General features: G+C 67.7%; 22 protein-coding genes. 6 read left to right on the top strand and 16 right to left on the bottom strand.

The features are described from left to right. The 4 genes from SBP02_RS07780 to SBP02_RS07765 all read left to right on the top strand — a co-directional run bounded on the left by SBP02_RS07780 (position 1) and on the right by SBP02_RS07765 (position 3538). The gene (locus SBP02_RS07780) at positions 1-1308 is read left to right on the top strand and encodes an alpha/beta fold hydrolase family protein (protein ID WP_318645820.1); all 1308 of its coding nucleotides are present in this window, start codon (positions 1-3) and stop codon (positions 1306-1308) included. Between the two features lie 7 nt (positions 1309-1315). Then, positions 1316-2071 carry an MlaA family lipoprotein gene (locus SBP02_RS07775; protein ID WP_369960336.1) on the top strand — a complete coding sequence of 252 codons (756 nt, stop codon included), beginning with the start codon at positions 1316-1318 and terminating at the stop codon, positions 2069-2071. Positions 2072-2142: 71 nt separating this feature from the next. Next, positions 2143-2586: a MerR family transcriptional regulator gene (locus SBP02_RS07770; RefSeq protein WP_318645819.1), complete on the top strand. Its 444-nt coding sequence runs from the start codon at positions 2143-2145 to the stop codon at positions 2584-2586. A 97-nt stretch (positions 2587-2683) separates the two neighbouring features. Further along, a complete protein-coding gene (locus tag SBP02_RS07765) occupies positions 2684-3538 on the top strand; it encodes a pirin family protein (RefSeq protein ID WP_318645818.1) in 855 nt (284 codons plus the stop codon). Positions 3539-3560: 22 nt separating this feature from the next. Here SBP02_RS07765 and SBP02_RS07760 read toward each other — a convergent pair whose 3' ends face one another. From SBP02_RS07760 to ccmA, 10 genes are all read right to left on the bottom strand, one after another. Continuing rightward, on the bottom strand, positions 3561-3881 hold the full coding sequence (locus SBP02_RS07760) for a hypothetical protein (protein ID WP_318645817.1): 321 nt from the start codon (positions 3879-3881) through the stop codon (positions 3561-3563). Then, on the bottom strand, positions 3878-5092 hold the full coding sequence (gene ccmI / locus SBP02_RS07755) for a c-type cytochrome biogenesis protein CcmI (protein WP_318645816.1): 1215 nt from the start codon (positions 5090-5092) through the stop codon (positions 3878-3880). The genes SBP02_RS07760 and ccmI overlap by 4 nt, the downstream gene beginning before the upstream one ends. Next, the gene (locus SBP02_RS07750; RefSeq protein ID WP_318645815.1) at positions 5089-5574 is read right to left on the bottom strand and encodes a cytochrome c-type biogenesis protein; all 486 of its coding nucleotides are present in this window, start codon (positions 5572-5574) and stop codon (positions 5089-5091) included. Before SBP02_RS07750 ends, ccmI begins: the two co-directional genes overlap by 4 nt. Next, positions 5571-6110, bottom strand: coding sequence for a DsbE family thiol:disulfide interchange protein (locus SBP02_RS07745; protein WP_318645814.1), 540 nt, complete (start codon positions 6108-6110; stop codon positions 5571-5573). Before SBP02_RS07745 ends, SBP02_RS07750 begins: the two co-directional genes overlap by 4 nt. An 11-nt stretch (positions 6111-6121) precedes the next feature. Continuing rightward, the gene (locus SBP02_RS07740; RefSeq protein WP_318645813.1) at positions 6122-8098 is read right to left on the bottom strand and encodes a heme lyase CcmF/NrfE family subunit; all 1977 of its coding nucleotides are present in this window, start codon (positions 8096-8098) and stop codon (positions 6122-6124) included. Then, positions 8095-8562 carry a cytochrome c maturation protein CcmE gene (gene ccmE, locus SBP02_RS07735; protein ID WP_318645812.1) on the bottom strand — a complete coding sequence of 156 codons (468 nt, stop codon included), beginning with the start codon at positions 8560-8562 and terminating at the stop codon, positions 8095-8097. Before ccmE ends, SBP02_RS07740 begins: the two co-directional genes overlap by 4 nt. Beyond that, on the bottom strand, positions 8559-8735 hold the full coding sequence (gene ccmD / locus SBP02_RS07730; protein WP_318645811.1) for a heme exporter protein CcmD: 177 nt from the start codon (positions 8733-8735) through the stop codon (positions 8559-8561). Before ccmD ends, ccmE begins: the two co-directional genes overlap by 4 nt. Next, the gene (locus tag SBP02_RS07725; RefSeq protein ID WP_318645810.1) at positions 8732-9487 is read right to left on the bottom strand and encodes a heme ABC transporter permease; all 756 of its coding nucleotides are present in this window, start codon (positions 9485-9487) and stop codon (positions 8732-8734) included. The genes ccmD and SBP02_RS07725 overlap by 4 nt, the downstream gene beginning before the upstream one ends. Positions 9488-9567: 80 nt before the next feature. After that, positions 9568-10239, bottom strand: a complete 672-nt coding sequence (gene ccmB / locus SBP02_RS07720) for a heme exporter protein CcmB (protein ID WP_318645809.1) — start codon at positions 10237-10239, stop codon at positions 9568-9570. Then, entirely contained in the window at positions 10236-10817 is a 582-nt protein-coding gene (ccmA, locus tag SBP02_RS07715) for a cytochrome c biogenesis heme-transporting ATPase CcmA (protein ID WP_404824386.1), read from the bottom strand. The genes ccmB and ccmA overlap by 4 nt, the downstream gene beginning before the upstream one ends. A 193-nt stretch (positions 10818-11010) precedes the next feature. On the opposite strand from ccmA, the gene fliK reads away from it, so the two are divergent. After that, positions 11011-12555 (top strand): flagellar hook-length control protein FliK, encoded by a 1545-nt coding sequence (gene fliK / locus SBP02_RS07710; protein ID WP_318645807.1) that lies wholly within the window; start codon positions 11011-11013, stop codon positions 12553-12555. Beyond that, positions 12552-12878, top strand: coding sequence for an EscU/YscU/HrcU family type III secretion system export apparatus switch protein (locus tag SBP02_RS07705; protein ID WP_318645806.1), 327 nt, complete (start codon positions 12552-12554; stop codon positions 12876-12878). Before fliK ends, SBP02_RS07705 begins: the two co-directional genes overlap by 4 nt. On the opposite strand, the gene SBP02_RS07700 is transcribed toward SBP02_RS07705, so the two are convergent. From SBP02_RS07700 to motD, 6 genes are all read right to left on the bottom strand, one after another. After that, positions 12868-13302: a rhodanese-like domain-containing protein gene (locus SBP02_RS07700; RefSeq protein ID WP_318645805.1), complete on the bottom strand. Its 435-nt coding sequence runs from the start codon at positions 13300-13302 to the stop codon at positions 12868-12870. The genes SBP02_RS07705 and SBP02_RS07700 overlap by 11 nt on opposite strands. A gap of 131 nt (positions 13303-13433) precedes the next feature. Then, complete coding sequence (locus tag SBP02_RS07695; RefSeq protein ID WP_318645804.1) at positions 13434-13838, bottom strand: DUF2802 domain-containing protein; 405 nt, start codon at positions 13836-13838, stop codon at positions 13434-13436. A gap of 3 nt (positions 13839-13841) precedes the next feature. Beyond that, a complete protein-coding gene (locus SBP02_RS07690; protein WP_296217448.1) occupies positions 13842-14321 on the bottom strand; it encodes a chemotaxis protein CheW in 480 nt (159 codons plus the stop codon). A gap of 102 nt (positions 14322-14423) precedes the next feature. Beyond that, a complete protein-coding gene (locus SBP02_RS07685) occupies positions 14424-15242 on the bottom strand; it encodes a CheW domain-containing protein (RefSeq protein WP_318645803.1) in 819 nt (272 codons plus the stop codon). An 87-nt stretch (positions 15243-15329) separates the two neighbouring features. Then, on the bottom strand, positions 15330-16118 hold the full coding sequence (locus tag SBP02_RS07680; protein WP_318645802.1) for a ParA family protein: 789 nt from the start codon (positions 16116-16118) through the stop codon (positions 15330-15332). A gap of 52 nt (positions 16119-16170) precedes the next feature. Continuing rightward, positions 16171-17040 carry a flagellar motor protein MotD gene (gene motD / locus SBP02_RS07675; protein ID WP_318645801.1) on the bottom strand — a complete coding sequence of 290 codons (870 nt, stop codon included), beginning with the start codon at positions 17038-17040 and terminating at the stop codon, positions 16171-16173. Positions 17041-17043 lie beyond the last annotated feature (3 nt).

Here is a 17043-nt window from a genome sequence, read left to right as displayed (position 1 = left end):
ATGCCGTTCCTCCCCCGTCTCGCCGCCCTGCTCGGCGGCCTGCTCATCGCCGCGCCCCTATGGGCCGCCGACATCGACGCCGGCAGCTATGGCTACCCGCTGAGCAACCCGTTCGAGGCGACCATCGCCACCACGCCGCCGGACCTGCGCCCGCCGCTTCCGGCCGACAGCGATATCGATCAGGGCGACTACAAGGTCCGCCTGCGCCCGGAACGCCAGTTCGAGGTGCCGGAAAACTTCTGGTCGGTGACCAAGCTGGGCTACCGCCTGGCCCAGCAGGAGGGCGAGGCGCCGCTGATCTTCATCATCGCCGGCACCGGCGCGCATTACAGCAACGGCACCATGGAGTACCTGAAGAAACTGTTCTACGGCGCCGGCTACCACGTGGTGCAGCTGTCCTCGCCGACCAGCTACGACTTCATGACCGCCGCCTCGCGCTTCGCCACGCCGGGCTTCTCCAGCGACGACGCCGACGACCTGTACCGGGTGATGCAGGCGGTGCGCGCCCAGCACCCCAGGCTGGCGGTCAGCGAATACCACCTCACCGGTTACAGCCTGGGTGGCCTGCACGCCGCCTTCGTCAGCCACCTCGACGAGACCCGGCGCAGCTTCAACTTCAAGCGCGTGCTGCTGCTCAATCCGCCGGTCAACCTCTACACCTCGATCAGCAACCTCGACCGCCTGGTGCAGACCCGGGTCGAGGGCATCGACAGCACCACCACCTTCTATGAGCTGGTGCTGGGCAAGCTGACCCGCTATTTCCAGACCCAGGGGCATATCGACCTCAACGAGGCCTTGCTCTACGACTTCCAGCAGTCGGCGGAGCAGCTCTCCGACGAGCAGATGGCCATGCTGATCGGCGCGGTGTTCCGCTTCGCCGCCGCCGACATCGCCTTCACCTCGGACCTGATCAACCGCCGCGGCCTGATCACTCCGGTCGGCCAGCCGATCGGCGAAGGCACCAGCCTCACCCCCTTCTTCAAGCGCGCCCTGCAGTGCGACTTCGACTGCTACATCGGCGAACAACTGATTCCCATGTGGCGGGCTCGGCATAACGGCGGCAGCCTGAGCCAGCTGATCGACCAGGTCAGCCTCTACGCCCTGGAGGACTACCTGAAGAACAGCGACAAGATCGCCGTGATGCACAACGCCGACGACCTCATCCTCGGCCGCGGCGACCTGGGCTTCCTGCGTCGCACCCTGGGCAAGCGCCTGACCCTCTACCCCCTGGGCGGGCATTGCGGCAACCTCAACTACCGCGTCAACAGCGACGCCATGCTGGAGTTCTTCCGTGGCCAAGCCTTCTAGCACCGTACTGCTGTCCGCCCTGCTGCTGGTCATCGGCGCCACGGCCCAGGCCCAACAGGAAGCGGACGACGACGGCTTCAAGCAACCGCTGCAGCACCTGCAGTTCAACCCCAGCCTGGACCAGCGCGAGTTCGAGCGTTCGACCCTCGGCGCGCTGAACGTCTACGACCCGCTGGAGTCGTGGAACCGGCGGGTCTACCACTTCAACTACCGTTTCGACGAATGGGTCTTCCTGCCGCTGGTGGATGGCTACCGCTACGTCACCCCGGACCTGGTGGAGACCGGCGTCAGCAACTTCTTCGGCAACCTCGGCGAGGTGCCCAGCCTGTTCAACAGCCTGCTGCAGCTCAAGGGCCAGCGCGCCATGCGCACCACCGCACGGCTGCTGTTCAACACCCTCATCGGCGTGGGCGGGCTGTGGGACCCGGCCAGCCGCATGGGCCTGCCCAGGCAGAGCGAAGACTTCGGCCAGACCCTGGGCTTCTATGGCCTGCCCGCCGGCCCCTACCTGATGCTGCCGCTGCTCGGCCCCGCCAACCTGCGCGATACCGGCGGGCTGGTGGTGGACTTCAACCTAGACAGCCGCATCAACCTGCTCAACGTCGCGGCAGTCAGCAGCAGCCACCCGGAAGTCACCCTGCTGAAGGTGGTCGACGAACGCTCGACCACCAACTTCCGCTACGGCCAGCTCAACAGCCCCTTCGAATACGAGAAGCTGCGCTATTTCTACACCGAGGCGCGCAAGCTGCAGATCGCCGAATAGCCCGAGGCTTGACCCCGGGGCAGCCCCGAGGTTTTAGCCTGGCGCTGCCCCGTCCATTCAGGAGCCCTCCCATGCGCGTCGCCCAACTGGCCAGAGCCGCCGCCGTCAGCGCGGAAACCGTGCGCCACTACACCGACCTGGGCCTGCTGCGCCCCAGTCGCGAGCCGCACAACGGCTACCAGAACTTCTCCGCCGACGACCTGCAGCGCCTGCGCTTCATCGCCCGCGCCCGGCGCCTGGGCTTCAGCCTCAAGGACGTGCAGCTGATACTCGAGCGCACCGAAGGCGGCGCCGAACACTGCGGCGAGGTGCGCGACCTGCTCGGCGAGCGTCTGCTGGCCCTGCAGGCGCATATCGAGGAGTGCCAGCGCCTGGCCCTGGTGATGCGCAGCGCCCTCGACGACTGGGCCGATAAGCCCCAGTGCGCGCCGGATGGCCAGGCCCTCTGCCGGTTGATCGAGGACTTCGAGCTGCCCGAGGAGAGCCGTCCGGCGACGCCCTGCCCGGCCCACTAAACAATCGACAAAACCGATAGATATAGCGCGAATTTCGCAACCATCGATTCAATCTCTAGGCATAGCATGGACACATTCCACTTCGAGGAGGTGCTCCATGAGTTCACTGCGCAGCGTGCTGTCCATCCATCCCGGCCAGGCGGCCTCCGACGGCGCCGGGGTGCGTCTGACCCGGGTGATAGGCGGCGCCGGGATCGAACGCTTCGACCCCTTCCTGATGCTCGACGAGTTCGGCTCGGATAACCCGGACGACTATATCGCCGGCTTTCCGCCGCACCCGCACCGCGGCTTCGAGACCATCACCTACATGCTCGCCGGAAGCATGCGTCACGAGGACCACCTGGGCAATGTCGGCCTGCTGCAGAGCGGCGGCGTGCAGTGGATGACCGCCGCCCGCGGCATCATCCACAGCGAGATGCCCGAGCAGGAGCAGGGGGTGATGCGCGGCTTCCAGCTGTGGCTGAACCTGCCGCGCCAGGACAAGCTCGGCGAACCCGGCTACCGCGACATCCCCGCCGCCGAGATCCCGCGCCTGACCAGCACCGGTGGCGTCGAGGTAGTGGTGATCGCCGGCCGGTTCGACGACGGCCAGGTGCAACAGGCCGGCGCGGTGCAGCGGCCGCATACCGAGCCACAGCTGTTCGACCTGCGCCTGCCGGCCGGCAGCCGAATCGCTCCGCGCCTGACGGACGGCCATCGCGCCCTGCTCTATGTCTACGAGGGCAGCCTGGAGCTGCCGGGCGCCACGCCCAGGACGGTGACGGCCGGTCGTCTGGTGCGCCTGTCCGACGAGGGTGAGTTGCAGCTGGCCAGCAGCCAGGGCGCCCGCCTGCTATTGATCGCCGGCAAGCCGCTGAACGAGCCGATCGTGCAATACGGCCCCTTCGTGATGAACAGCCGGGAGGAGATCGAGCAGGCGCTGCGCGACTACCGCGACGGCGTACTGGCCTGAGACCGCTGGCAGGAAAGCGGTGCTACTGGGCGTAGCGCCGATACAGCCCCGGCGGCACACCGCCGCTGTCGGTCGGCTGCCAGGGACCCTGGGGGCTGGTGGCCCAGCTCCAACCATCGTGCCAGCGGTAATAGGTGCGCTCGCGGTAGTAGAGATGACGCGCACCACCCACCACATAGACGCCGAGGGCGGCGTCCCAATGGCTCTGCGCGCCGGGTGGCGGCGCATAGCGCGGGTGTGCCTGGGCGACCGGCGCCTGAGTGACGGGCGCCGGGCCGTGCACCGCACAGCCGGCCAGACTCGCCAGCCCCAAGACCAGCAGCACCGCGAAGAACCGCCTCATTGCCCTTGGGCGTCCGCGCTGTCGATGGTCAGGCGCTGCGGCTCGGCGCTGCTGCTGGCCAGCGGCTGGCTGCGGCCGACCCACTCGCCGGCGGTGGCGTCGCCTTTGCGCGAGATGCGCGCCACCAGCTGCACCCGTTCGAAGCCGGAGAGCTTGAGCTGCGGCATCATCGCATCGCTGTCCGACAGACTGACCTCGGCTGGCAGCTCGGCCACGGTCAGGCGCTTGACCGCCAGCGGCATGGGCGGACCGGAGACGGCGCGGGCGAAGACGAACACGCTGTCGCCAGGCTGCACCTCATCGCGCAACGCGGCGGCCAGCTCGACCCTGACCAGCAGTTGCCGGCCCTGCTCTGCCGCCGGCTCCGCAGGTTGCGCACCGCCCTCGGCGGCGAGCCGCTCGCGGGCCCGGGCGATGCCGCCCTCGATCGCCTGGCGCGACGGGTCCTGCTCCGGCAGTGCGGCCACCAGACGCTGCCAGTGCTCGATGGCCTCGGCGAAGCGCCCGCCCTCGAAGGCGGCGATGCCGAGCAGGCCGAGGCTGGTGACCTCCGCCGGGTCCGCCTGCAGGGCCTCGTCGGTCAGCTGCTGCAGCCGCTCGCTCCACTGCTTGTTGCCGGCGAAATACAGGGCCTGGGCCCACTGGCCGAGCAGCTCCGGCTGGCGCCCGGCGATGGCAACCGCCCGCTCGAAGGCCTGGGCCGCCTCGCCGGCCCGCTCCTGGGCCATATAGGTGCGGCCGAGGAAGTACCAGCCCTCGGCCGACTCGGGGTTGTCCTTGACCGTCGCCTCCAGGCGCGCGGTCATCTCCTCGATGCTCTGCGGCTGCTCGGCGAAGCTCCGCGCCTGCTCGACCCGGTCGATGGCGCCCCAGTGCAGGTACAGGCCATAGCCCAGCAGCGGCATCAGCAGCGCCGCGGTCAGCGGCACCTTGCTACCGAGCACACCATTCCTGGCCTTGCGGCCCGCGCCTTCGGTGTCGGCCAGCAGCTCGCGCGCCGCCTCGTCACGCCCGGCCTGCAGCTGGGCATCGCTGAGGATGCCGGCACGATGTTCGCCCTCCAGCTCCTGCAGGCGCTCCTGATAGAGAGTGACGTTGAGGGCGGTGCGATCTTCCTCGGCCTGGGCCTTGCGCCCGCGCAGCACCGGAATCAGCAAAAAAGCCAGGGCAGCCAGCAGCAGCAGCCCGGCGGACAGCCAGAATTCGATCATGGGTCTTTCTTTTCCGAGGAGGCTTGATTCAACAGGGCGGCCAGACGCTGGCGCTCGGCGTCGGAGAGCCCCTGCCCCGGCGCGGAGGATTTGCCGCGGCGGCGCAGCACTATCACGCCGAGCAGTACGAAGCCGGCGATCAGCAGAGCGGCCGGGCCATACCAGAGCAGCAGGGTGCGCGAGCTGACCGGCGGCTTGTACAGCACGAAATCGCCGTAGCGGGCCACCAGGAAGTCGATGATCTGCTCGTCGCTCTGGCCTTCCTCGAGCATGCGGTAGATCTCCGCGCGCAGGTCCATGGCGATGGGCGCGTCGGAGTCGGCGATGTTCTGGTTCTGGCACTTCGGGCAGCGCAGCTCCTCGACCAGGGTGCGGTAACGCTGGCGCTCCGCCTCGCTGGCGAACTCGTAGGTGTCGATGGCCGCCTGGGCCGTGCCGAGCAGCGCCAGACTCAGCAACGCGGCGGTGAGCAGGCGCTTCATGGCGCCACCTCGTCGACCAGCTGCTGGTACAGCGGCGCCAGCTGCTCGCGCCAGACCCGCTCGTCGATCACCCCGACGAACTTGTGGCGGATGATGCCCTGCTTGTCGATCAGGAAGGTCTCGGGCGCGCCGTACACCCCCAGGTTCAGGCCCAGGGAGCCACGGGCGTCGTCGATGTTCAGCTGGTAGGGGTCGTGGAACTCCTTGAGCCATTTGCGCGCATCGCCGTTGTCGTCCTTGTAGTTGACCCCGTGGATGTTCACCCCCAGCTCGGCCAGCCTGTTCAGCACCGGGTGTTCGGCGCGGCAGGCCACGCACCAGGTGGCCCAGACGTTGACCAGCGCCGGCTTGCCCTTGAGGTCGTCCTGGGTCAGGGTCGCGCCGCCCTGCACCGCCGGCAGGGAGAAGGCCGGAAACGGCTTGCCGATCAGCGCCGAGGGCAGCTCGGTAATGTCCTCTTTGTTCATCTGAATCCAAGACAAATAAGCAAATGAACCTAGCACTCCAGCGACGAAGGCAATGAATATAACTCGCATGTACAAAGCCATTAGACAGTTCCCTGATTCGCCGTACCCAGGGCTTCGCGCACCCGGGTCCTGACCTTCATCCGATAACGCTTGTCGCAGGCGGCGAGCAGGCCGCCCAGGCCCATCAACAGCGCGCCCAGCCAGATCCAGCGGACGAACGGCTTGATGTGCACCCGTACCGCCCAGGCGCCGTTTTCCAGCGGCTCGCCGAGGGCGACGAACAGGTCGCGGGTGAAGCCGGCGTCGATGCCGGCCTCGGTCATCACCGACTGCTGCACGGTATACAGGCGCTTCTCCGGGTGCAGCACGGCGATCTGCTCGCCGCCCTGCAGCACCCTGACGGTGCCGCGGTCCGCACTGAAGTTGGGACCCTCGCGGTGCGCCGCGCCGTCGAAGACGAACTGGTAACCGCCGATGGCCACCGCGTCACCGGGCGCCATGCGCATGTCCCGCTCGTAGCTGCCCAGGCTGGTGAGAATCACCCCCAGGGCGCAGACCGCCAGGCCCAGGTGCGCCAGCTGCATGCCCCAGTAGCTGCGCCCCAGGCTCGCCAGGCCCTTGAACAGGCCCTTGTGGCGGGTCTTGTCGTGGATATCACGCAAGCCGGCCAGCACCACCCAGGCGGCCAGCAGGCAGACGCCCAGCACCGCCCAGTTGAAGTCGCCGACCAACAGGCTGCCGAGCACGGCCAGAGCCACGCTGGCCAGCAGCACCGGCGTGAGCATGCCCAGCAGCCAGCGCACGGGGGTGTCCTTCCAGCGCACGATCACGCCGAGGGCGATCATCGCCAGCAGCAGGCCCATCAACGGCACGAACAGGGCGTTGAAGTACGGCGGGCCGACCGACAGCTTGGCCCCGGTCATGGCATCGAGCACCAGGGGGTAGAGGGTGCCGAGCAGGATCATGGCCGCCGCCACCACCAGGATCAGGTTGTTCACCAGCAGCAGGGTTTCCCGCGACCACAGGGCGAAGCCGACCTGGCTCTTGACCACCGGCGCGCGGAGGGCGAACAGGGTCAGGGAGCCGCCGACCACCAGCAGCAGGAAGGCCAGGATGAACACCCCGCGCTCGGGGTCGCTGGCGAAGGCGTGCACCGAGGTCAGCACCCCGGAGCGCACCAGGAAGGTGCCCAGCAGGCTGAGGGAGAAGGCGGCGATCGCCAGCAGCACCGTCCAGCTCTTGAACACCCCGCGCTTCTCGGTCACGGCCAGCGAGTGGATCAGCGCCGTGCCGACCAGCCAGGGCATGAAGGAGGCGTTTTCCACCGGGTCCCAGAACCACCAGCCGCCCCAGCCCAGCTCGTAGTAGGCCCACCAGGAGCCCAGGGCGATGCCGATGCCGAGGAAGGCCCAGGCGACCAGGGTCCAGGGCCGCGACCAGCGCGCCCAGGCCGCGTCCAGCTTGCCGCCGAGCAACGCGGCGATGGCGAAGGCGAAGGCCACCGAGAAGCCGACGTAACCCATGTAGAGCATCGGCGGATGGATGATCAGGCCGAAGTCCTGCAACAGCGGGTTGAGGTCGTTGCCGTCCACCGGGCTGTTGGGCAACAGGCGGGCGAAGGGGTTGGAGGTGACGATCAGGAACAGCAGGAAGCCGATGCTGATCAGCCCCATCACGCCGAGCACCCGGGCCAGCATCTCCTCCGGCAGCTGCCGCGAGAAGATCGACACGGCGAAGGTCCAGCCGGCCAGGATCAAGGCCCAGAGCAGCAGCGAGCCCTCGTGGGCGCCCCACACCGCGCTGAACTTGTAGTACCAGGGCAAGGCGCTGTTGGAGTTGCTGGCCACGTAGGCGACGGAAAAGTCGTCGACCATGAAGGCGTAGGTCAGGCACAGGAAGGCGAAGGCGACGAAGCTGAACTGGCCCCAGGCGGCGGGCTGGGCCAGGCCCATCCACTGGCGGTCGCCGCGCCAGGCGCCGATCAGCGGCAGGCTGGCCTGCACCAGGCTCATGCACAGGGCGAGGATCATGGCCAGGTGGCCGAGTTCGGGAATCATTGCGCACCTCCCTGGGTGGCGGCCTCGTGCCGTTGCTGCATGCCGCTCTGCTCCAGGGCCTGCATCACCTCCGGCGGCATGTAGTTCTCGTCGTGCTTGGCCAGCACCTCGTCGGCCACCAGCACGCCGTCGGCATTCAACTTGCCCATGGCGACGATGCCCTGGCCCTCGCGGAACAGGTCCGGGAGGATGCCGCTGTAGCGGATGGTCACCCGCGCGGCACCGTCGGTGACCACGAAGGCGGTGTCCAGCGAATCGGCGGAGCGCGCCACCGAGCCGTCCTCCACCAGGCCGCCGGCGCGGATGCGGGTGTCCTGCGGCGCCTCGCCATTGGCGATCTGGGTCGGCGAATAGAACAGGTTGATGTTCTGCTGCAGCGCACTCAGGGCCAGGGCCACCGCCACGCCGAAGCCGGCGAGTATGGCCAGGACGATAAACAGACGCTTCTTGCGCACGGGGTTCACTTCGACTCCTCCCGGCGCAAACGACGCGCCTCGTCTTGCAGATAGCGGCGGCGTGCCAGGACCGGCAGCGCCACGTTCAACGCCAGCACCGCCAGGCTGATGCCATAGCAGGACCAGACATAGGCGCCATGGTTGCCCATGGCGAGAAACTCGGCGAAGGAGGCGAAACTCATAGGACCTTCTCCACCTGGGTCTTGATCTCGGCCTGGGCCCAGCTGCTGCGGGCCTCGCGCTTGAGCACCTCCAGGCGCATGCGCAGCAGCAGCACGGCGCCGAAGAAGCAGTAGAAGCCCAACACCATGATCAGCAGCGGCAGCCACATCTCCAGGGGCATGGCCGGCTTCTCCACCACGCTGAAGCTGGCCGGCTGGTGCAGGGTGTTCCACCACTCCACCGAGTACTTGATGATCGGGATGTTGATGACCCCGACTATGGCCAGCACCGCACAGGCCTTGGCGGCGCTGTCGCGGTTGCTGATGGCCTGGGCCAGGGCGATCACGCCGAAATAGAGGAACAGCAGGATCAGCATCGAGGTCAGGCGCGCGTCCCACACCCAGTAGGTGCCCCAGGTCGGCTTGCCCCAGATGGCGCCGGTAACCAGGGCCACCGCGGTCATCCAGGCGCCGATGGGCGCGGCCTGCTGCAGGGCGATGTCGGCCAGCTTCATCTTCCACACCAGCCCGACCACCCCGGCCACGGCCAGCATGACGTAGACCGACTGGGCGAGGAATGCCGCCGGCACATGGATATAGATGATGCGGAAGCTGTTGCCCTGCTGGTAGTCCGGCGGCGCGAAGGCCAGGCCCCAGACCAGGCCAAGCGCCATCAGCAGCGCCGCCGCCACCGCCAGCCAGGGCAGCCAGCGCCCGCTGATCTGGTAAAACCACTTGGGCGAGCCCAGCTTGTGAAACCACGTCCAGTTCATCGAATCACTCATCAGTTGGTTCGGCCGACTGCAGCCGCCATCCGGGCGTGCGGCAATCGCTGGCCCATCGGGCCTATTGTCTACTCGGCCACGCTAATTGTCAGACCCGCGGCGATGGCAAAAGGTGTCAGGGTCACCGCCAGTGCGGCGAGGCTGGCCAGCCACAACAGGTGGCCGAGCGCGGGCAGGCCTTGCAGGCTCGCCTGCAGCGCGCCGCTGCCGAGGATCAGCACCGGGATGTACAGCGGCAGGATCAGCAGGGCCAGCAACAGGCCGCCGCGCTTGAGCCCCACCGTCAGCGCCGCCCCCACCGCGCCGAGCAGACTCAGCACCGGCGTGCCGAGCAGCAGCGACAGCAGCAGTACCGGCAGGCAACGCCCCGGCAGGCCGAGCATCAGGGCCAGCAGCGGCGCCAGCAGCACCAGGGCCAGGCCGGAAAACAGCCAGTGTGCCAGCACCTTGGCCAGCACCAGAAGAGGCAGGGGGTGCGGCGAAAGGACCCACTGTTCCAGGGAGCCATCCTCGAAATCGCTGCGGAACAGCCCGTCCAGCGACAGCAGCACGGCCAACAGCGCCGCCACCCACACCAGGCCAGGGGAAAGGCTTTGTAACAACTGTGTCTCGGGGCCCACGGCCAAAGGGAACAGGGCGATGACGATGGCGAAAAACACCAGCGGGTTGGCCAGCTCGGCCGGGCGGCGGAACAGCAGGCGCGCCTCGCGGGCGAGCAACAGGGTGAAGACGTTGCTCATGCGGCGCGGCGCCCCAGATCGAGTTCGCGGTAGCCCTCGGGCTTGACGCTCAGCGTGTGGTGGGTGGTCAGCACCACCAGGCCGCCCCGGCGACAATGCTCGGCCAGGTGCGCCTCCAACTGGGCGACCGCGGCCTTGTCCAGGGCGGTGAAGGGCTCATCGAGAATCCACAGGCAGGGCCCCTCGAGATACAGCCGGGCCAGGGCGACGCGGCGTTGCTGGCCGGCCGACAGGGTATGGCAGGGCACATCTTCGAAGCCGCGCAGGCCGACCGCGGCCAGGGCCTGCCAGATCGCCTCGCGGCTGGCCGGCCGGTGCAGGGCGCACAACCAGGCGAGGTTTTCCTCGGCGCTGAGCAGCCCCTTGATGCCGGCGGCATGGCCGATCCACAGCAGATTGCGTTCCAGCTCGGTTCGCTGCTGGGTCAGCGGCCGCCCCCCCAGGCGAATCTCCCCCGCCGTGGGCTGCATCAGGCCGGCCAGCAGACGCAGTAGACTGGTCTTGCCACTGCCGTTGGGGCCGGAGACCTGCAACATCTCGCCGCCCTGCAGGCGCAGGTCCAGCTGTTCGAACAGCATGCGCCAGTCCCGCTCACAGGCGAGCGCCACGGCTTCGAGAAGGGGACTGGTCAAGGCATGGATACCTAAAACGGTTCAAGTCGACAGTGCGCCGGCCGTTATACTGAGGCATGGCCGGCCCGGACGGGGCGGCATTATACATGCCCTGCCGCGCCCCCCGCAGTCGGCATATTTGACAGGTTGTAACCCGCCCATGAGCGAAATCGGCAGCGCCCGCCCTCTTCCAGCCATGCCGCCCAGCAGCCGGCCCAGTGCCGCCGCCAGCGACCTGGCACTCAAGCTGCTGCAGCCGCTGCAGGGCCTGCTGGCGAGCGGCGAGACCGCCCAGGCCGAGGTGGTGGCGCTCAAGGAGGCGGCGCAGAACTTCCAACTGCTGCTCAAGCTGACCCTGGAGAATGGCCGCCAGACCACGCTGCAGGCCAGCAGTCCGCACCCCCTGGCCCAGGGCACCGCGCTGGCGGTCACCGCCCTGTCGGAAACCCGCCTGGCGGTCGCCCTGCAGGCGGGAAGCGACAAGGCCCTGACCAGCCTGGACCTCGGGCAGCTGCCGCTCGGCAGCCTGTTGCAGGGCAAGGTGGTGGCCCGCGAGCCACTGGCCCAGGCCCAGTCGCAACAGGCGGTCTACAGGGTATTGGTCAAGCTGCTGAACACCCCGCTGGCCGGCAGCAAGCTGGCCCTGGAAACATCACTGCCCCTCCCCCTGGGCAGCCTGCTCAGCGCCCAGGTGCAGGGCAGCCAGGCCCTGAACTTCCTACCGCTGAGCAGTCGCCTGGACCAGTTGGAGCTGAGCCAGCAGCTGGCGAGCCAGCACAATCGCCAGGGTTCCCTCGAAGGCCTGTTCAAGGCCCTGCAGGGCATGCGCAGCCAGGAAGGCCTGCCCGATGGCCTGCGCGGCAGCATCGACAAGCTGCTCGGCAGCCTGCCCGACGCCGGCCAGCTGAGTACGGCCAAGGGCCTCGGCCAGGCCCTGGAGAACAGCGGCCTGTTTCTCGAGAGCAAACTTCTCGGCGGCCAGCAGGGCGCCCTGCCCACGGACCTCAAGGCCAACCTGTTGCGCCTGGTCAGCCAGCTGCTGCCCACCCTGCCGGGCGGCGCACCATTCGCCGCGGCCAACGCCGGCAACGCCCTGGCCCAGGCGCTGCCGGCCTTCGCCCGCGACATCCTCGGCAGCCTCGGCCAGTCCGGCGTGCGTCAGCAGGCCCTGCGCTTCCCCCTGCCCTCACGGCTGCTGCAATCGCTGGAGGGCGAGGCGGACCTCGAGGCACTACTGAAACTCGCCGCGGCGGCGGTTTCGCGCCTGCAGACCCACCAGCTGTCGAGCCTGGCGCAGAGTCAGGTGGGCCCCGACGGCACCCTGCTCACCACCTGGCAGCTGGAGTTGCCGATGCGCAACCAGCAGGAGCTGGTGCCGTTGCAGGCGAAGATCCAGCGAGAAGAGGCGCAGAAGGGCAGCGCCGGCGAGCACAAGGAAATGCTCTGGCGGATCGAGCTGGCCTTCGACCTGCCCCCCCTGGGCCCCTTGCAGGTACAGGCCCAGCTGGCCCAGGGCAAACTGTCCAGCCGGCTATGGGCCGAGCGCGGCAGCACCGCCGAGCTGATCGACGCCGAGCTGCTGACCCTGCGCGAACGCCTGACCGCCGCCGGCCTGGTGGTCGGCGAGCTGAGCTGCAGCCAGGGCGTGCCGCCGCAGGGGCCACGAACCGCCCTGGAACAACGCTGGGTCGACGAAACCGCATGAAACGCCACCCCCCCCGCCAAGCCATCGCCCTGAACTACGACGGGCAGAGCGCCCCGACCCTGAGCGCCAAGGGCGACGACGAACTGGCCGAAGCCATCCTGGCGATCGCCCGAGAATATGAAGTGCCGATCTATGAAAACGCCGACCTGGTGCGCCTGCTGGCGCGCCTGGAATTGGGCGAGGCGATTCCCGAGCAGCTCTACCGCTGCATCGCCGAGATCATCGCCTTCGCCTGGTACCTGAAAGGCAAGTGCCCGCCTGGCTTCGCCCAGGAGCGCGACACGACTCCCGCCCCTCCCCTGCTAAACGGCCCTACTCGCTGATGGCCATCGCCTCCCGCCCCTCGCCCTTGCCCAGGGGGAAGTCGAACAGCTGCCAGGCGAAATAACCGCCACGGAAGTAGAACACCCGCTCGTAGCCCCAGCTCACCGCCAGATGGGAGGCCAGGGCGCTACGCAGGCAGACCTCGCTGTCGCAATAGATCACCAGCGGCATATGGCGGGGCCAGTGGGCCATCGCCAGGGCGGCGAAACGGTCGGCCAGATCCAGATGCACGGCGCCGCGCACATGACCCCAGCCCCACTCGCGTGACGGCCGCACATCGATGAACAGTGCCCCCCGGTCGTACAGGTATTTGGCCTGCAACACATTGACGGTGATGGCGCCATCCACCGCCAACGGCGCCTCTCGCGCCTGAGCCGGCAGCCAGGCCACCGCGCACAGCAAGACAACCAGCAAGCCGCGCATCGCGCCTACCTCCGCCGAACATGCCTAGGCTTTAGCTTAGGGCGCCGAGGATCGAAGACTAGGAACGAATAACCGGGCAGGGTGACCGGCTAAGAACTGCCAGCGCTAACTGCTGCGCGCGTCTAGGGGGCTCAGGGCTTATGGGCCTTGGCACCGTGCAGCTTGCTGACCAGCTCCGCCTCGGCCTTGGTCAGGCCGCAGGAGTGGGTCAGGTCGTCGACGCTAGCGCCCAGGCCGACCAGGCGCGCCGCCTGGGTGAAGGACAGGCTGCTGGGGTCGCGCTGCTCGATCTGATTCAGCTTGTCCGGCAGCGGCGCGACGATGCGGCGCAGCTCATGCAACTCCTCGCCCATGCGTACACTGCCGGCCAGGTAGGCATCCAGGCGCTTGCCGAGCTCCTTGATCCGCTGATCGCGCGCCGCGTCGCGCTCGCCCTGCAGCTGCACCGTGTGCCGCAGCTGGGCGGCCAGCCAGACGCAGGCGCCGACCAGCCCCAGGCAGATAAGCGCGAGCAGCAGCAGGGCGATCCCGAGCATGACTCAGATGCTCTCCAGCTCGGACCACTCTTCTTCGCTCATCATCTTGTCCAGCTCGACCAGGATCAGCAGCTCGCCGTTCTTGTTGCACACGCCCTGGATGAACTTGGCAGACTCGTCGTTGCCGACATTCGGCGCGGTCTCCACCTCCGACTGGCGCAGATAGACCACCTCGGCCACGCTGTCGACCAGGATGCCGACCACCTGTTTGTCCGCCTCGATGATCACGATACGGGTGTTGTCGGTCACCGGCGCCGAGTCCAGGCCGAAACGCTGACGGGTGTCGATGACCGTCACCACGTTGCCGCGCAGATTGATGATGCCCAGCACATAGCTCGGCGCCCCCGGCACCGGGGCGATCTCGGTATAACGCAACACTTCCTGGACCTGCATCACGTTGATGCCGTAGGTCTCGTTATCCAGGCGGAACGTCACCCACTGCAGAATCGGGTCTTCGGCGCCCTGCGCGGAACTCTTCTTCATATCCCAAGCCTCGTCATAAGCCGCGCGGTGCGGCGTGTGCGGTGCAACCCGCTGGTTATCTTCTGCCCGGTCCGCGGCAAGCGCGCCCCCGGCACCATTCAATCACTGCAGCTGGCCATTGACCATGCGCTTGGCCGCGCCACTGGCGATCAGCTCCGCCAGGGCCGCCACATCCAGCAGGGCGCACATGTGCTCGATCACCGTACCGGCCAGCCAGGGCCGCTGACTGCGCTCGCTACGCCATTTGATCTCGTCGGGCTGCAGGCGAATCGAACGGCTGACCTGATGCACCGCCAGCCCCCACTCGTAACCCTGCACGGAAATCACATACTGCAGGCCCTGGCGGAAGTCGTCGCGGTAGCGGTCGGGCATGACCCAGCGCGCGGTATCCAGCACCTTAAGGTTGCCGGCCTGACACGGCAGGATGCCGAGAAACCAGTCCGGCTGGCCGAACAGCGGGGTCAACTCGCTCCCCGCCAGCGGGTAGATCGACCCCAGGCAGACCAGCGGCACGGCCAGGGTCAGCCCGGCGACATCGAACAACAGGCACTCGAAGGGCTCCTGGGCCCAGTCCGGCCGCCCCTCGAATCGCAGCGGGGGGGGCTGCGGCGTCTGGGCCGATGGCCGGTTGACCTCGGCAATCGGCTGGACCATCGGCGCCGGCGCCTCAGGCTCAGTCCGCACCTCGGGCAACGGCGTCTCGGCCAGCGGCTCGCAAGGCAGGGGCTCGACCAGGGTCAAGGTCGGCGATGCCGACGGCAGCAATCGCGCATCGCGCACCTGCTCCTCCAGCACGGCGGCCTGGAACTCGTCGAGGCCGCTGCTCTCGGCCAGTTCGACCGCGGCCTCCTGCAGCAGACTGTCCAGATAGGACTGCAGGGCTAACTGGGGTCGGGTGGCAGTGGCAAGGGGACGAGTCATAGATGGAATCCGCAACAATGGCCTGTACAGCCTATCGGCCGCAGCCGCCTCAGACTTGAGCGATTCTGCTCGGCATCGTCACTCATCTCAAGCCACCTGCGCGGCCGGCTGATGCGCCAGCAGGTGCTTGAGCAGTGCGCGGTAGGCAATGGTGCCGCGGCTGTTGTGATCGAACTGCGAAGGCGTCAGCCCCGCCCGACTGGCATCGCGCAAGCGGGTGTCGACCGGGATATAGGCCGGCCACAGGTGCTCCGGGTAGCTGTTGCGCAGCACCCGCAGAGTGCTCAGGGAGGCCTGGGTGCGGCGGTCGAACAGGGTCGGCACTATGGTGTAGGGCAGCGCCTGCTTGCGTGAGCGGTTGATCATCGCCAGGGTGCTGACCATGCGCTCCAGGCCCTTCACCGCGAGGAACTCGGTCTGCACCGGGATCGCCAACTGCTGGCTGGCGGCCAGCGCATTGACCATCAGCACGCCCAGCAGCGGCGGACTGTCGATCACCGCGTGATCGAAATCCTGCCACAGCTGCGCCAGACTCTTGGCGATCACCAGGCCCAAGCCGTTCTGCCCCGGGGACCGGCGCTCGAGCGTGGCCAGGGCGGTGCTGGAGGGCAGCAGTGCCATGCGCTCATGGCTGGTCGGCAACAGCAACTGCCGCGGCAGCCCCTCCGGTACGCTGCCCTGATGCAGGAACAGGTCGAAGGTGCTGCGCTCCAGGGCGTCCGGATCATGGCCGAAATAACTGGTCATCGAACCATGGGGATCGAGGTCGACCACGACCACCCGCTTGCCGGCATCGGCCAGCAACCCGGCCAGGGCGATGGAGGTGGTGGTCTTACCGACGCCACCTTTTTGATTGGCTACTGCCCAGACTCTCATCTTCTTCATCCTCTCGGCATTGCCAGGGCCTGGCCGAGAACGGGCGCCGCCCTCATGGGGCTGGCGACGGGGGATTGACGGCACCGCTTTGTGGCACCTGCGCTGTCGGCGTCGCTGCAGATTGCATGCCAGCACGCAGCAACGCGCTATCCGGCTTGGCATTGCCGCTGCCGACGCCGGTCACGCTGCGCCGCACATCGAGGTTGCGGGAAATCACCAGCACCACCCGGCGGTTACGCGCCCTTCCCTCTGCCGTCGTATTGTCGGCCACCGGCTGGAATTCGCCATAACCGACCGAGGCCAACCGCTGTGGCTTGACCCCATCCATTGCCAGCATGCGCACGATACTCGCGGCACGGGCAGCCGACAGCTCCCAGTTGGTCGGGAACTGCGCGGTGTTGATCGGCAGGTTGTCGGTGAAGCCCTCGACATGCACCGGGTTCTCGTAAGGCGCCAGAATCTTGGCTACCTTCTCGATGATGGCGAACGCCCTGTCGTTCGGCAACGCATCGCCACTGGGAAACAGCAGGCTGGAGCTGAGCTCGATCTCGATCCACAGCTCGTTGCCGCTCACTTTCAATTGCTGCGCATCGATCAACTCGCCGAAGGCCTCGCGCACGCTGTCGGCGATGTCCTTCAGGTCGTCCGTGGGCGCCGGCTCGCCAGCCTCGGCGGATGAGGCACGCGCCGGTACCGTGGTACGCGGACGCTCCTCGCCCAGCTGAATCGGCTTGACCGAGCGCTCCGGCTGGTTGAACACCCCGACCAGGCTCTCCGAGAGCACCTTGTACTTGCCCTCGTTGATCGAGGAAATCGAATACATCACCACGAAGAAGGCAAACAGCAGGGTGATGAAGTCGGCATAGGAGACCAGCCAACGCTCGTGGTTCTCATGCTCTTCGTGATGGCGTCTGCGAGGCATGGC

The sequence above is a fragment of the Pseudomonas benzenivorans genome (assembly GCF_033547155.1).
Lineage (GTDB): Bacteria > Pseudomonadota > Gammaproteobacteria > Pseudomonadales > Pseudomonadaceae > Aquipseudomonas > Aquipseudomonas benzenivorans_B.
The sequence above is the reverse complement of the archived record's forward strand: the minus strand, read 5'-3'. Positions and strand labels throughout refer to the sequence as shown.

Excerpts from the sequence above, each read along its gene's own strand:
- SBP02_RS07680 (WP_318645802.1), bottom strand. The coding sequence starts at position 16,118 with ATGAGAGTCTGGGCAGTAGCCAATCAAAAAGGTGGCGTCGGTAAGACC.
- SBP02_RS07690 (WP_296217448.1), bottom strand. The coding sequence starts at position 14,321 with ATGAAGAAGAGTTCCGCGCAGGGCGCCGAAGACCCGATTCTGCAGTGG.
- SBP02_RS07750 (WP_318645815.1), bottom strand. The coding sequence starts at position 5,574 with ATGAAGCGCCTGCTCACCGCCGCGTTGCTGAGTCTGGCGCTGCTCGGC.
- ccmD (WP_318645811.1), bottom strand. The coding sequence starts at position 8,735 with ATGAGTTTCGCCTCCTTCGCCGAGTTTCTCGCCATGGGCAACCATGGC.
- ccmB (WP_318645809.1), bottom strand. The coding sequence starts at position 10,239 with ATGAGCAACGTCTTCACCCTGTTGCTCGCCCGCGAGGCGCGCCTGCTG.
- SBP02_RS07695 (WP_318645804.1), bottom strand. The coding sequence starts at position 13,838 with ATGCTCGGGATCGCCCTGCTGCTGCTCGCGCTTATCTGCCTGGGGCTG.
- SBP02_RS07765 (WP_318645818.1), top strand. The coding sequence starts at position 2,684 with ATGAGTTCACTGCGCAGCGTGCTGTCCATCCATCCCGGCCAGGCGGCC.
- motD (WP_318645801.1), bottom strand. The coding sequence starts at position 17,040 with ATGCCTCGCAGACGCCATCACGAAGAGCATGAGAACCACGAGCGTTGG.
- ccmA (WP_404824386.1), bottom strand. The coding sequence starts at position 10,817 with ATGCTGTTCGAACAGCTGGACCTGCGCCTGCAGGGCGGCGAGATGTTG.
- SBP02_RS07700 (WP_318645805.1), bottom strand. The coding sequence starts at position 13,302 with ATGCGCGGCTTGCTGGTTGTCTTGCTGTGCGCGGTGGCCTGGCTGCCG.
- SBP02_RS07780 (WP_318645820.1), top strand. The coding sequence starts at position 1 with ATGCCGTTCCTCCCCCGTCTCGCCGCCCTGCTCGGCGGCCTGCTCATC.
- SBP02_RS07725 (WP_318645810.1), bottom strand. The coding sequence starts at position 9,487 with ATGAACTGGACGTGGTTTCACAAGCTGGGCTCGCCCAAGTGGTTTTAC.
- SBP02_RS07745 (WP_318645814.1), bottom strand. The coding sequence starts at position 6,110 with ATGCGAGTTATATTCATTGCCTTCGTCGCTGGAGTGCTAGGTTCATTT.
- SBP02_RS07740 (WP_318645813.1), bottom strand. The coding sequence starts at position 8,098 with ATGATTCCCGAACTCGGCCACCTGGCCATGATCCTCGCCCTGTGCATG.
- SBP02_RS07685 (WP_318645803.1), bottom strand. The coding sequence starts at position 15,242 with ATGACTCGTCCCCTTGCCACTGCCACCCGACCCCAGTTAGCCCTGCAG.
- fliK (WP_318645807.1), top strand. The coding sequence starts at position 11,011 with ATGAGCGAAATCGGCAGCGCCCGCCCTCTTCCAGCCATGCCGCCCAGC.
- SBP02_RS07760 (WP_318645817.1), bottom strand. The coding sequence starts at position 3,881 with ATGAGGCGGTTCTTCGCGGTGCTGCTGGTCTTGGGGCTGGCGAGTCTG.
- ccmI (WP_318645816.1), bottom strand. The coding sequence starts at position 5,092 with ATGATCGAATTCTGGCTGTCCGCCGGGCTGCTGCTGCTGGCTGCCCTG.
- SBP02_RS07770 (WP_318645819.1), top strand. The coding sequence starts at position 2,143 with ATGCGCGTCGCCCAACTGGCCAGAGCCGCCGCCGTCAGCGCGGAAACC.
- SBP02_RS07705 (WP_318645806.1), top strand. The coding sequence starts at position 12,552 with ATGAAACGCCACCCCCCCCGCCAAGCCATCGCCCTGAACTACGACGGG.